This is a genomic window from Streptomyces sp. NPDC050528 (assembly GCF_044457795.1).
Lineage (GTDB): Bacteria > Actinomycetota > Actinomycetes > Streptomycetales > Streptomycetaceae > Streptomyces.
Map to the genome: position 1 here is coordinate 165,077 of NZ_JBITHH010000012.1, position 12,215 is coordinate 177,291.

10 protein-coding genes are annotated in these 12,215 nt (G+C 70.0%); 6 read left to right on the plus strand and 4 right to left on the minus strand.

What is annotated here, in order from left to right; translation table 11 throughout:
• Positions 1–46 precede the first annotated feature (46 nt).
• Complete coding sequence (locus tag ACIBK4_RS36085; protein WP_399001739.1) at positions 47–1,036, minus strand: helix-turn-helix domain-containing protein; 990 nt, start codon at positions 1,034–1,036, stop codon at positions 47–49.
• A gap of 161 nt (positions 1,037–1,197) precedes the next feature.
• Between ACIBK4_RS36085 and ACIBK4_RS36090 the strand changes: the two genes are divergently transcribed.
• The 6 genes from ACIBK4_RS36090 (at position 1,198) to ACIBK4_RS36115 (ending at position 9,182) form a co-directional block, all read left to right on the plus strand.
• A complete protein-coding gene (locus ACIBK4_RS36090) occupies positions 1,198–1,635 on the plus strand; it encodes an ester cyclase (protein ID WP_399001741.1) in 438 nt (145 codons plus the stop codon).
• Positions 1,636–1,702: 67 nt separating this feature from the next.
• Positions 1,703–2,479 carry an SDR family NAD(P)-dependent oxidoreductase gene (locus ACIBK4_RS36095; RefSeq protein WP_399001743.1) on the plus strand — a complete coding sequence of 259 codons (777 nt, stop codon included), beginning with the start codon at positions 1,703–1,705 and terminating at the stop codon, positions 2,477–2,479.
• A 225-nt stretch (positions 2,480–2,704) separates the two neighbouring features.
• Positions 2,705–3,163 (plus strand): cupin domain-containing protein, encoded by a 459-nt coding sequence (locus ACIBK4_RS36100; RefSeq protein WP_399001745.1) that lies wholly within the window; start codon positions 2,705–2,707, stop codon positions 3,161–3,163.
• Between the two features lie 28 nt (positions 3,164–3,191).
• Positions 3,192–4,004 (plus strand): alpha/beta fold hydrolase, encoded by an 813-nt coding sequence (locus ACIBK4_RS36105; protein WP_399001748.1) that lies wholly within the window; start codon positions 3,192–3,194, stop codon positions 4,002–4,004.
• A gap of 111 nt (positions 4,005–4,115) precedes the next feature.
• Positions 4,116–5,603 carry an MFS transporter gene (locus ACIBK4_RS36110; RefSeq protein WP_399001751.1) on the plus strand — a complete coding sequence of 496 codons (1,488 nt, stop codon included), beginning with the start codon at positions 4,116–4,118 and terminating at the stop codon, positions 5,601–5,603.
• Positions 5,604–5,972: 369 nt separating this feature from the next.
• Positions 5,973–9,182 (plus strand): TIM-barrel domain-containing protein, encoded by a 3,210-nt coding sequence (locus ACIBK4_RS36115; protein ID WP_399002190.1) that lies wholly within the window; start codon positions 5,973–5,975, stop codon positions 9,180–9,182.
• A gap of 7 nt (positions 9,183–9,189) precedes the next feature.
• On the opposite strand, the gene ACIBK4_RS36120 is transcribed toward ACIBK4_RS36115, so the two are convergent.
• The 3 genes from ACIBK4_RS36120 to ACIBK4_RS36130 all read right to left on the minus strand — a co-directional run bounded on the left by ACIBK4_RS36120 (position 9,190) and on the right by ACIBK4_RS36130 (position 12,149).
• On the minus strand, positions 9,190–10,779 hold the full coding sequence (locus ACIBK4_RS36120; protein ID WP_399001753.1) for a flavin-containing monooxygenase: 1,590 nt from the start codon (positions 10,777–10,779) through the stop codon (positions 9,190–9,192).
• A gap of 2 nt (positions 10,780–10,781) precedes the next feature.
• Entirely contained in the window at positions 10,782–11,246 is a 465-nt protein-coding gene (locus tag ACIBK4_RS36125; protein ID WP_399001755.1) for a cupin domain-containing protein, read from the minus strand.
• Between the two features lie 117 nt (positions 11,247–11,363).
• Positions 11,364–12,149, minus strand: coding sequence for an IclR family transcriptional regulator (locus ACIBK4_RS36130; RefSeq protein ID WP_399001757.1), 786 nt, complete (start codon positions 12,147–12,149; stop codon positions 11,364–11,366).
• Between the last annotated feature and the right edge of the window lie 66 nt (positions 12,150–12,215).

A 12,215-nucleotide genomic window follows, 5' to 3' on the forward strand; every position in this document is an offset into this window, starting at 1 on the left:
CCTCTCCCTCTCAAGGGGAAGGCAGAGGGCCGGCGCCCCTCACGTATCAGTTCCCCGCCGACGTGGTCGAGCGGGCATAGTCCGTCGGCGTCCGGCCGTAGTGCTTCTTGAAGGCCCGGATGAAGTGGCTGCTGTCCGCGAACTGCCAGTGGGCGGCGAGTTCGGAGACGGTCAGGCGGCCGGAGGGTGCGGTGAGGGCGAGTCGGGCTTCTTCCAGGCGGCGTTGGCGGATGTAGGCGGTCACCGATTCTCCGGCCGCGGCGAACGCCCGTTGCAGGCTGCGTACGGAGACGTTGAGTTCGCGGGCCAGCATCGTGCCGGAGAGTTCGGGGTCGGTCAGGTGGTTGTCCGCGAGGTCCTTCGCGGCCTGGGCGAGCGCCAGGGCCAGTTGGGGTTCCGTGTCGTCGACCCGGCGTCTTGCCACCGCCTTGGCCAGTTCGATGAGGGCGCCGTGTGCGGCCTGTACTCCGGCCGGGCCGAGGTCGGCGGCCGTTTCGTAGAGCATGTTCGCGTGGGCCACCAGGAGGCGTACCTCGGCGGAGTCCGCCGGGCCGCTGACGCTCTGTCGCTCGCCCAGCAGTGGTCTGAGCGTGGCGGCGGGCAGGACGAGGACCTTCTCCCTCGTGTCCGGCACCGTCTCGAAGTGCAGGGGCTTGCCGATGTGACGGATGAGGAACTGCCCGGCCGGCACGGTCTGTTCGTCACGGGCCAGCGGCGCGCCCAGCGACCAGGAGCCGCTGCGGACGACGTACATCCGTACCTGGTCCTCAACTCCGTTGAGGGGGCCCTCGGTTCGGATGGCCGACGCGCCGTGGAGGTCGGTGACCGCCACGTCGCCCACCGTGGTGGCTCGGCTCTTGACCCGGAAGTCACGGACCGTGGCCGGGCTGAAGGTCGGCAACGGGAAGCCGTCGCCGATCTCCGTCTCCCAGCCGTCGCGGAAGGTGTCGAACGCTCCAGGTTTGGCAGCCGAGGGGCCTGAGTCCCCGGACCGCGACCGGTCCGGCGCGCCGGCCTCCACTCCCGTGCGGTCCATCTGCGGTCGTCCCCAGCCTTCGTCGCTCCGGCGTCATCTGGCGCGGATGTTCTGCCGGGATGGCGCTCTGGTTCAAGCCTGTGCCGCAGCGATCTTCCTAGGCTTCATGAGCAGAGACAACCCCCCGCCCCAGCCCGGCAGTTGCGTAGAAGGAGCCTCTCATGAGCCGGCCGAACGCCCAGGCACCCGACCAGCAATCCCCCACGGACCGCATGCGCTACTTCGTCGAGCAGGTGCAGGAAAAGGGACGGCTCGACCTGATCGACGAGCTCGTGCATCCCGGTTTCCGGAATCACACCGTCGAGCCGGGGCAGCGCGACGATCGGGAGGGGATGCGCGCGACCATGGCCGCCCTGCACGAGGCCTTCTCCGATCTGCGGGTCGAGGTCCTGCACTGCATCGGGGACGGGGACCTCGTAGCCACCCACAAAGTGTTCCGCGGCCGTCACACCGGGGCCTGGTTCGGCGTCCCGGCGTCCGGCAACCCGGTCGAATTCCGGGTGATGGACCTCGTCCGGTACCAGGACGGGCAGCTGTCCGAGCACTGGGCCGTCGCCGACGCGGTGAGCCTGCTGCGCCAGACCGGCGCCCTGCCGTAACCGCGCGCTCCCCTCCACGCGCATCCCTTGCATGTCCCTTCACCAGATGAGGAGTTGAGGTTCTTCCATGGCTGAGAACACGTTCACCGGCAAGGTCGTCATCGTCACCGGCGGCGGATCGGGCATCGGTGCGGCCACCGCCCACCGTTTCGCCGCCGCCGGCGCCACGGTGGTGATCATCGGCCGTACGCAGGCGAAGCTCGACAAGGTGGCGTCCGAGGCGCCGACGGGTTCGACGGTGATCGCCCGGGTCGGCGACGTCTCGGACGAGGAGGAGATCACCGGGCTGGTGGACGCCGTGGCACACGACCACGGCCGACTGGACACGCTGGTCAACAATGCCGCGACAGTCGAGCCGTTGGGCACCGTGTCCGACATCGACGCGGCGGGCTGGCGACGCGTCATGTCCACCGACCTCGACGGCGTCTTCTACGCCTCCAGGGCCGCACTCCCCCATCTGCGCACCGTGGGCGGCAGCATCGTCAACGTCGGTTCGGCGTCCGGGCTCGGCGGCGACTGGGGCCTGGCCGCCTACGACGCCGCCAAGGGCGCGGTGACCAACCTGACCAACGCGATGGCGCTCGACCACGGCGCGGAAGGCGTGCGCGTCAACGCCGTTCACCCCAGCATGATCTCCACCGACATGACCGCCGCATTCCTGCAGAGCGAGGAGATCGTCGCCGCCGCGCTCAACCGCGTACCGATGCGGCGCTTCGGCGAGCCCGCGGAAACGGCTTCCGTCATCACGTTCCTGGCGAGTCCGGCCGCCAGTTACGTCAACGGGGCCCATATCCGCGTCGACGGAGGCCTCGGCGCGTCGAACGGCAACCCGCACCTCGCCTGACGCCACGCCACCCCACGCCACTCTCGACCGGAATCGCCATAGCCGCCCTGCTGGTCCTGCGGCGCGGCGGCAAGGCCCCCCGAAAGCGCCGCCAGAGCGCCGTTCGGCAACACCCGCATGTCGACTCTCGTCATGAGAGTTCACTTGTATAAAAAGGTCGAGACGGCTACATTCATGAGAGTCAACCCCAACGAACACAGCCCACTCTCTTACGCGGAGGCTCAGATGACAGACGTCTCAGTGGTCGGTCCGGACGCCGGTGAGTCGATCCAGCTCGGCCCGACCCGGATGCGGATCCTGGAGGACGGCAGCACGACCGGCCACCGCCTCGGCATCGGGGAGATCACGCTCGCCCCGCACACCGACGGCCCGCCGCAGCACCGGCACGCCCGGCACGACGAGGGTTTCTACGTCGTGTCCGGCGCCGCCCGCTTCACCGTCGGCGAGACCGTCCACGACGCGCCCGCCGGCACCCTCGTCATGATCCCGCCCGGCGCCCCGCACACCTTCGCCAACCCGACCGACGGCACAACGGTCCTGCTCAACACCTTCACCCCGGACCTGTACGTCGACTACTTCCGGGAACTGCGCGACATGATCGCCGCCGGCCGGCCCCTCACGCCCGAAGCGACCATCGAGGTGATGAGCCGGTACGCCACCGAGCCGTCCTCCGAGTTCGCCTGAACATCCGCAATCGCTCAAGGAGAACGCCATGGCAACCACCACTCAGTACACCGTCAGCCTCGACGGACTCGGCCCGGTCGAGGTGTCCGTGACCGGATACGGGGACGGGGACGGGGAGCCCTTCCTGCTGCTGCACGGCGGAGCCGGCCCGCAGTCGGTGACGGGGTTCGCCGAGAAGTTCGCCGCCGCTCACGACGTGCGCGTACTGGTCCCGACCCACCCGGGCTTCGGCGGCACCGAGCGCCCCGAGGCACTGGCCTCCGTCTCCGGCCTGGCCACGCTCTACGACGCACTCCTGGACCACCTCGCGCTCACCGACGTCACCGTCATCGGCAACTCGATCGGCGGCTGGATCACCGCCGAGATCGCGCTGCTGAAGTCGCCGCGCGTCAGCGGCATCGTCCTGATCGACGCGGTCGGGATCGAGGTGCCCGGCCATCCCGTGGCCGACTTCTTCTCCCTGACCATGGACGAGGTCTTCGGGCTCACCTTCCACAATCCCGAGCCGTTCCGCATCGACCCGACGACACTGCCCCCGGCGGCGCAGGCGATCGCCGCGGGCAACCGGACCGCGATCGCCGTCTACGCGGGCTCCGCCATGGCCGACCCCACCCTCGCCGCGCGTCTCGCACCCCTCGAGATCCCGACCCTCGTCCTCTGGGGCGAGAGCGACGGGATCGTCGACATCGACTACGGACGCGCCTACGCCGCCGCGATCCCCGGGGCCCAGTTCCACCTCCTCCCCGAGACCGGCCACTCCCCGCAGCTGGAGACCCCCGACCAGGTCATCCAGGCGATCTGGGACAGCACCGACACGGACTCCGCCACGCTCACCCGCTGAACCCCTGCCACCAACAGCACTACGACGGCTGCTCCCTGAACGCGCCCACCGCCCAACGCGACCGCAGGGTCCCGCTGTTCGCCGCCCACACCGTGACCGAGGAGAACCGACATGACGACGCACACTCCCCCACCGAACGACACCCGTCGCCGGGGAGGGCTCGTCCTGGCGGTGTGCTGCCTGAGCCTGTTGATCACCGCCCTGGACACCACCGCCGTGAACGTCGCCCTGCCCGCCGTGGGCCATGATCTGCACGCCCCGGTGAGCGGGCTGCAGTGGACCGTCGACGGCTACACCCTCGCGGTCGCCGCGTTCATGATGCTGGCCGGATCCACCGCCGACCGGATCGGGCGGCGCCGGGTGTTCCAGGCCGGGCTCGTCCTCTTCACCGCCGGCTCACTGGCCTGCTCCCTGGCCCCGAGCCTCGGCTGGCTCATCGCGTTCCGTGTCGTCCAGGGCCTCGGCGCCAGCATGCTCAACCCGGTCGCCCTGTCGATCATCACGCACGCCTTCCCCGACCCCCGCGAGCGGGCCCGCGCGATCGGGCTGTGGGGCACCACGGTCGGCCTCTCCCTGGCCGCCGGCCCGGTGGTGGGTGGTCTGCTGGTCGCCTCGGCCGGCTGGCGCTCGATCTTCTGGATCAACCTCCCGATCGGGGTGGCCGCGCTGGTGCTCACCGCGCTGTTCGTCCCCGAGTCCAGAGCTGCGGCGCCCCGCCGCCCGGACCCGGTCGGTCAGATCCTCGTCGTCACGATCCTCACCTCGCTGATCTTCGCGATCATCGAGGGCTCCCACCGGGGTTACGGCAGCACCCCCATCGTCGCCCTGTTCACCCTGGCCGCAGGCGCGGCCGTAGCGCTGCCCGCCTACGAGCGGCGTCGTCAACAGCCGCTGGTGGACCCGGTGTTCTTCCGTTCGGTCCCGTTCACCGGCTCCTTCGTCGCCGCCGTCACCGCGTTCCTCGTGCTGTCCGGTTTCCTGTTCCTCAACACCCTCTATCTGCAGGACGTACGCGGCTGCAGCGCACTGCAGGCCGGTCTGCTGACCATGCCGATGGCCGCCGGCACCGCGCTCGCCTCACCGCTCTCCGGACGCCTCACCGCCGCACGCGGTCCCCGCCCGCCACTGGTCGCCGCGGGCCTGCTGATCGCCGTCGCCGCACTGACACTGACCACGCTCACCCCGACCACGCCATGGGCGACCCTGCTGATCGCCTATGTCCTCCTCGGCATCGGATTCGGCCTGGTCAACGCGCCGATCACCACCACGGCCGTAGCCGGTATGCCGCGCGCCCAGGCCGGGGTCTCCGCCGCGATCACGACCACCGGCCGCCAGGTCGGCAACAACCTCGGCGTCGCCGTCCTCGGCTCGATCGTCACCGCCCGCATCCACACCCCGGGCGGCCCCGGACTCGCCACCGCCAGCCACCCGGGCTGGTGGATCCTCGTCACCGGCGGCTTCGTCATCACCGCGATAGGCCTGGCGACCACCACGGCCCGCGCCACCGCCACCGCCGGCCGGGTCGCCGCACGTTTCCCGGCCGATCCGGTATCGACGCCGAGCACCACGCCCGCAGTGCGCGACAGCGCCCAGGCCTGATGCCGGAACAACGCCGCGCTACGGCGTCCAGGGCGCCCCACGCCCCCCTGGTCACGCCACTGCTGCGAGGGGACGGAAGCTCAACACCCTTACCGCAGCAGGGAGTTCAACAGCAGGAAACCCACACACCCCCGTCCCACCCCCGGTGAACCGACGCGCACAGAAACCATCGGCGGCAAGGGTTGACAACGATGTCGGCCAGGAGCAGATTCCACCAGGCGCGAACGGGAACCGGCACACCTCCACCACAGGCCCACGTGGCCCCACTCCAGGACGGAGCCGTCCGTGAGAAGACGATCGGCGTCACGCACCACACGCTCGCCGCGAAGACGCGTCACGGTCCTCGCCCTCATCAGCACCCTCGCCGCCATGCTCGTGACCGGTACCGGAGCGGCCTCGGCAAACGTCGCGGCCAACCACCGTGCCGCGTCGGTGACTTCGGGCAACGCGCGCTTCCAGGTCCTCTCCCCGACCCTGATCCGCACGGAGTACGCGCAGGACGGGAAGTTCACCGACAGCGCGACGTTCAACGCGATCGGCCGCACCGCGTTCACGCCGCCGCCGTACACATCGAGCACCTCCAACGGCTGGCTAACCATCAGCACGAGCGCGCTCACCCTCAAGTACCAGGTGGATTCAGGGCCGTTCGACGCGCAGAACCTCTCCGTGCACCTGTCGACCGGCGGGTCGGCGGTCGACGCGACCCCCTGGCACCGGCTCATCTGCGGCCTGGGCGCCCTGTGCGAGGCCGAGCAGTTGGCCCACAGCGGGGCCGGCGTCGCCACGGACCACACCGGCTTCACCGGGTCCGGCTTCCTCGCCGGATTCGAGGGAACGGGCGACTCCGTGTCGGCCGACGTCAACGTCAGCGCAGCGGGGACGTACACGTTCGACGCGCGCTACGCCAACTACGTCGGCGGGGACGGCCAGAACACCACCCGCACCCTCACGCTCTCGGTGGACGGCGCCGCGAGCCGTACGGTGAGTCTGCCGAGCACCGGCAACTGGAACACCTGGGGTCTGGCAAGCAGCGCGGTCCAACTCGGCGCCGGACAGCACACGTTGACGCTGACCAGGACAGCCGCCGACTCCGGGGACATCAACCTCGACAGCGTCGCCGTGGTGAACCAGGGCAGCGGTTTCCCCTCCACCTCCACCACCGCGATCACGAGTTGCGGATACGGCGTCACCTGCGAGGCCGAGGCCGGTCGCGTCTCGGGTACGGCGATCACCGCCACCGACCACACCGGGTACTCCGGCAGCGGATTCCTCGCCGAACTCAACCAAGGGTCAAGCGCGTTGACCCACGTGGTCGGCGTACCGGCCGACGGCACCTACGCGTTGCAGGTCCGCTACGCCAACGCCACCGGCAGCGACGGGCTGTACCAGACCCGTACGGCGACGGTGTCGTCCGGCGGTACCACGCGGACCCTGTCGCTGCCCGTCACCGCCAACTGGGACACCTGGAGCACCGCCTCCGTACCCGTCACCCTCAAGGCCGGGGCGAACGACATCACCGTCGGCTGCCCGGACGCCGCGAGCTGTCACGTCAACCTCGACACGGCCTCCGTCACGGCGGCCAACTCCCCTGCCCCGCAACCCCACTTGGCGCTCGGCGGGTACCGTCGCAGCCTGGACGGCATCGACGGCAACAACGGGGCGCCGGCCACCACACCCGGCCTGCTGTACAAGGACGGCTGGTATCTCCTCGACGACACCACCTCGGCCCTGTACGACACCGGCACCCACCAGGTCACCGAACGCCCCTCCCACGGCGGCACGCCGTACCAGGACGGCTATGTCTTCGGCTACGGCCACGACTACCAGCGCGCGCTGACCGATCTGGCCACGCTCACCGGGCCGCCCGAGCTGCTTCCCCCATGGGCGTACGGCGTCTGGTACTCGGAGTACATCGACCGCACCGCCGCCGACTACGAGAACCGGATCCTGCCCGCCTTCCGCGCCGAGGGCGTGCCCCTCGACGTCCTGGTGACCGACACCGACTTCAAGTCGCCCAACACGTGGAGCGGTTGGGAGATCGACCAGTCCAAGTTCCCTGATCCGAAGGGGTTCTTCGACTGGGCCGCGTCCCAGGGGCTGCACAACACGCTCAACATCCATCCGAGCATCCTGAGCAGCGACCCGCAGTTCGCGCAGGCCCAGGCGACCGCCAAGGGCAAGCTGCACAAGGGGGGTTGTGCCCCGGCCGCGAGCAGTGGTGCCGGTGACTGCTACACCTTCGACTGGGGCGACCCGGACCAGCTCAAGGCGTACATGGATCTGCATCAGACGATGGACCAGCAGGGCAACGACTTCTGGTGGCTGGACTGGTGCTGCGACAGCTCCCAGTCCTCGCTGTCCGGTGTCACCCCCGACGCGTGGATCAACCAGCAGTACGCCACGGACGCCGACAAGACCATCGGCCGGGGTTTCGCCGTCTCCCGTGCCTACGGTTCGCTCCAGGCGGGCGGTTACAGCGGTCAGCAGGGGCTGCCCACCGGGCCGTGGGCCGACAAGCGCACCACCGTCCACTTCACCGGCGACACCTCCTCCACCTGGGGCACCCTGAAGGCCGAGGTGGGTTACACGCCCGGTGAGGCGGCCGCCACCGGCATGTCGGCGATCAGCCATGACATCGGCGGCCACAACGACACGACGAAACTGACCGGTTCGGAGACCTACACCGCCGACGGCACGACCCACACCACCTTCAAGCTCCCCGACGACATGTACGCCCGCTGGGTCCAGCTCGGCACCTTCCAGCCCATCGACCGCCTGCACAGCAACCACAGCGACCGGCTGCCCTGGCAGTACGCGACGGCGGCCCGCGCCTCCGCCGACAAGTTCCTCAACCTCCGCGAGAACCTGGTGCCTTACACGTACTCGCTCGCGCAGCAGGCGAACACGACCGGCGTCCCGGTCACCCGCCCGATGTATCTGCAGTACCCCGACGAGCCGCAGGCGTACGCCACTTCGGGCAGTGAGTACTTCTACGGACCCGACATGCTCGTCGCCCCCGTCACCACACCCGGCACCACGGCGACGACCTCGGTGTGGTTCCCGCCGGGCAGTCAGTGGACCGACTACTTCACCGGGCAGACCTACGCCGGCGGTACCACCCAGAACATCACCTCCGGCCTCGACACCATGCCGGTGTTCGTCCGGGCGGGGGCCGTCATCCCGACCCGCACGAGCGATGTCACCAGCAACGACAAGGCCCCCCTGACCAAGGTCACGCTCAACGTGGCCGTGGGCGCCTCCGGCACCTCCACCCTCTACGAGGACGACGGGACCGCCCGCACCGGGCGCGGCCACAGCGCCGTCACGAAGATCCGGTACCGGGAGAACGGCACCCGGCACACGGTGACGATCGACCCGCCGACCGGGACCTTCCGCAGCCAGATCCGAAACCGGCAGTGGACCGTCGCCCTCCTCGGCGTCACCGCCCCGGGCACCGTCCGAGTGGGAGGGGCCCAACTCCCCGCCCACGCCTACCACTTCGACAGCACGACCCGCACGTTGACCGTCACGCTCCCCACTCGGAGTGCACACACGCCGATCACCGTGACGTACGGCTGACCGACCCCTAGCCGGTCGGCACGTCCGACTGGGCCTGTCGTGTGCTTCCCGGCCCTGCCGCAGGGGCCGAGCCGTCCGGGCCGGGAAGCAGACGCAGTCGGTCCCCGTGTTCGGGTTCGACCGACGCCAGGCGCTTGAGCAGCACCGGCGTCAGGCGTCGGTACGCGGCCGGATCGACCGGGCCGAGCCAATGGGCCGCGCGGACAAGCGGGTTGATGTTGAGGTCCAGGTCGCTGAGCACTTCGTCGGCGTTGTGCATGGAGAACGGGATGATCTTGGTGCCGCGACCGTGGTGCGTGTCGGTGGCGAGGTCCATGAAGGCCAGTTGGTCCACGACCGCGTCCCGCATGGTCCCGGTGTCGGGGATCGTCAGCGCGCCGGCGAGGTCGGCGGCGATCCACAGGGCGGCGATCTCGGCGTTGAGGGGGCTGAAGAAGGAGGAGTTGTAGCCGTTGAAGTACAGGCCGGGGATCCCGAGGGGCAGGATCTGGCGGTAGAGCATGAAGTTGCCGCGCTCGTCGAGGAGTTGCTCCCGCACCTTCTCCGGCAGGAACGGGACGCCCTGGGTGAAGCCGGTGGCGCAGACGACCAAGTCGGCGGGGAGCACCGTACCGTCGGAAAGGCGGGCGGAGGGTTTGCCGTCCACGACGAGGAGTTGCTCGATGGTGCGGTCCCGGCGGACGGTGATGGCGCCCGCGGTGACGGCCGCGAAGAAGCCCTCGGTCGCGAGCCCGATGGCGCCGCGCACGATGTCCTCCATCGTTCCCCGGGGCACCAAGTCGAGCCGCTTGAGGCCGAGTTGGCGTATCGAGACGGTGCCGATGGAGTTGATCATCCGGCGGCGCAGCCCGTTGCCGGGGCCGTGCAGGAAGCGTTCGAAGCCGCGCGGGCGGATGTAGCGGAACAGGCCCTCGCCGAGGCGGGTGAGCAGCAGCAGCTTGAAGTTGAGCCGGCCGCCGACCTTGCGCGGGACCTTCCAGAGCAGTTGGCGCGCGATGACGTCCGTGCTCGCGGCCACGGCGCTGATCGGTACGGCCACGTCGCAGGCCGACTTGCCGTAGCCGACGACGAGGACGTTGCGGTCGCGCGCCTGCTCGGCGTCGTGGAACTCGGTGCCCGCGCACACCTGGCCGCCGGCCGCCGTGAATTCCGCCAGGCCGTCGAACTTCGGGACCGCCGGTTCGCAGAACACACCATTGGCGACGACGAGTCGGTCGTAGGACTCCGTGGCGTGGGTGCCCGCCGAGTCGCGGTACTCGACGCTCCACCTGCCGTCGGCGGTCGGGAGGGCCGACAGCACCTCGGTGCTCAGGCGCAGGACGGGTTCGAGTCCGAAGTGCGCGGTGTAGTCGGCGAGGTAGGACTGGATCTGGGCGCCGTCGGGCCACTCCGGGAAGTCCGCGGGCATGGGGAAGTCGGAGAAGGAGTACTGCGCCTTCGGGCTCTGGGTGGTGACTCCCGGATAGCGGCGCGTGCGGCTCCATACGCCGCCGACGTCGGGGGTCTTGTCGAACACGTCCGTGCGGTGTCCGGCCTGCGTGAGGACTTTCGCGGTGACCAGGCCCGCGACACCGGCTCCGATGATGGCGATCCTCATGATCAGGCGACCTCGGGCGGCAGTTGGAGCACGATGCCGAAGTCGGCCATGATCTTCTTCATCAGGCCGATGTCCTTCGGTCCCGGCGGCATGTCCGCGAGCGTCCGGTAGTACTCCTCCAGGCCGGCCGGCGAGACGACGGAGATGACGCGCGACTCCTCCCCGTAGGGGTTGCGGAAGGCGTGGACCACATCGCGCGGCAGGTACAGGTAGTCGCCGTGTTCGAGGACGAAGTCCCTGCCGCCGAGGTGCACGTCGAGCCGTCCGGCCAGACAGACGAAGGACTCGTCCTCACGGGTGTGCAGGTGCGGCGGCGGTCCGTCGGTCTCGGGCGGGACCGTGTACTCGAACAGCGAGTACGCGTCGTGCGTCGCGGCACCGTCCGCCTTGAGGGTGATGCCCAGCCCGATCGCCGCGATCTTGTGTCCGTCGCGGGAGGGCAGCATGTAGCCACCGCCTAGAGTCACCGTCGTCTCCTTCCGGTCGCCACCGTGGCCGACCGGCCACGGCGCTGGTCTGCTGCGCCCAGCGTGGGTTCGGCGCGGGCGATGCGCAATGATCCAGTCCCACCGGCTGGGACTTTTTCAACGGCGGGTGCTGTAGGCCCGCGATGCGGCCGCAGCGGCGAGCCGTACGGCGGGCCCGGCCCGGTCGGCGCGGACCAGCGCGGTGGGCCCGGTGACGGACAACGCGGCGGCGACCCCGCCGGACGGCCCGAAGATCGGGGCGGCGACGCAGCTCACACCGATGTTGCCCTCCTCGCGCTCCACCGCCCAGCCCCTGGCAGGGACGGCGGTCAACTCGCGGATCACGGCCGCCTTGGTGGTCAGCGTGCGCGGGTTGCGCGGCGGCGTTCCGGCATCGAGTACGGCGTCGATGGTCTCGGCCTCGCTGTAGGCGAGGATGGCCCGGCCCAGCGCCGAGCAGTACGCCGGGATGATCCCGCCGACCTGGGAGAGCATCGGCATCGGACGGTGGCCGGTGATCTTCTCGACGACGAGGATCTGCGCGCCCTCCAGGACGCCGAGCTGCACGGTGGTCCTGGTCGCGCTGTGCAGGTCCTGGAGGTAGGGCAGCACGGCCTCGCGCAGTTCGAGCCGGATCGGGGCCAGGCTCGCGATCTCGAACAGCCGGTTGCCGATCCGGTAGTGGCCGTGGGGTTTGTCCAGCCAGCCGAGCCGGATCATCCGGTCCGCGGTGCGGTGGGTGGTCGACCGGGGCAGGCCGCAGCGGGCCACGAGCGCGGACAAGGTCAGTTCGCGATGCGCCGCGTCGAAGGCGCCGAGGATCGCCGCCGCGCGCTCCAGGCCCGAGGTCTCGGACTTGCCGTCCCGCGCAGTGGGACTCGTCCCTTGTTCACCTGGGGTCATGCCGGTCACGCTAAGGCTGCCCGGACCGGCGGGCAAGGGGAGGGCCCGGGACGGCCGTCCCGGCCG

What these genes read in the sequence shown, in the direction of transcription:
- ACIBK4_RS36085 (WP_399001739.1), bottom strand. Translation starts at nt 1,036, where the DNA reads ATGGACCGCACGGGAGTGGAGGCCGGCGCGCCGGACCGGTCGCGGTCC.
- ACIBK4_RS36090 (WP_399001741.1), top strand. Translation starts at nt 1,198, where the DNA reads ATGAGCCGGCCGAACGCCCAGGCACCCGACCAGCAATCCCCCACGGAC.
- ACIBK4_RS36095 (WP_399001743.1), top strand. Translation starts at nt 1,703, where the DNA reads ATGGCTGAGAACACGTTCACCGGCAAGGTCGTCATCGTCACCGGCGGC.
- ACIBK4_RS36100 (WP_399001745.1), top strand. Translation starts at nt 2,705, where the DNA reads ATGACAGACGTCTCAGTGGTCGGTCCGGACGCCGGTGAGTCGATCCAG.
- ACIBK4_RS36105 (WP_399001748.1), top strand. Translation starts at nt 3,192, where the DNA reads ATGGCAACCACCACTCAGTACACCGTCAGCCTCGACGGACTCGGCCCG.
- ACIBK4_RS36110 (WP_399001751.1), top strand. Translation starts at nt 4,116, where the DNA reads ATGACGACGCACACTCCCCCACCGAACGACACCCGTCGCCGGGGAGGG.
- ACIBK4_RS36115 (WP_399002190.1), top strand. Translation starts at nt 5,973, where the DNA reads ATGCTCGTGACCGGTACCGGAGCGGCCTCGGCAAACGTCGCGGCCAAC.
- ACIBK4_RS36120 (WP_399001753.1), bottom strand. Translation starts at nt 10,779, where the DNA reads ATGAGGATCGCCATCATCGGAGCCGGTGTCGCGGGCCTGGTCACCGCG.
- ACIBK4_RS36130 (WP_399001757.1), bottom strand. Translation starts at nt 12,149, where the DNA reads ATGACCCCAGGTGAACAAGGGACGAGTCCCACTGCGCGGGACGGCAAG.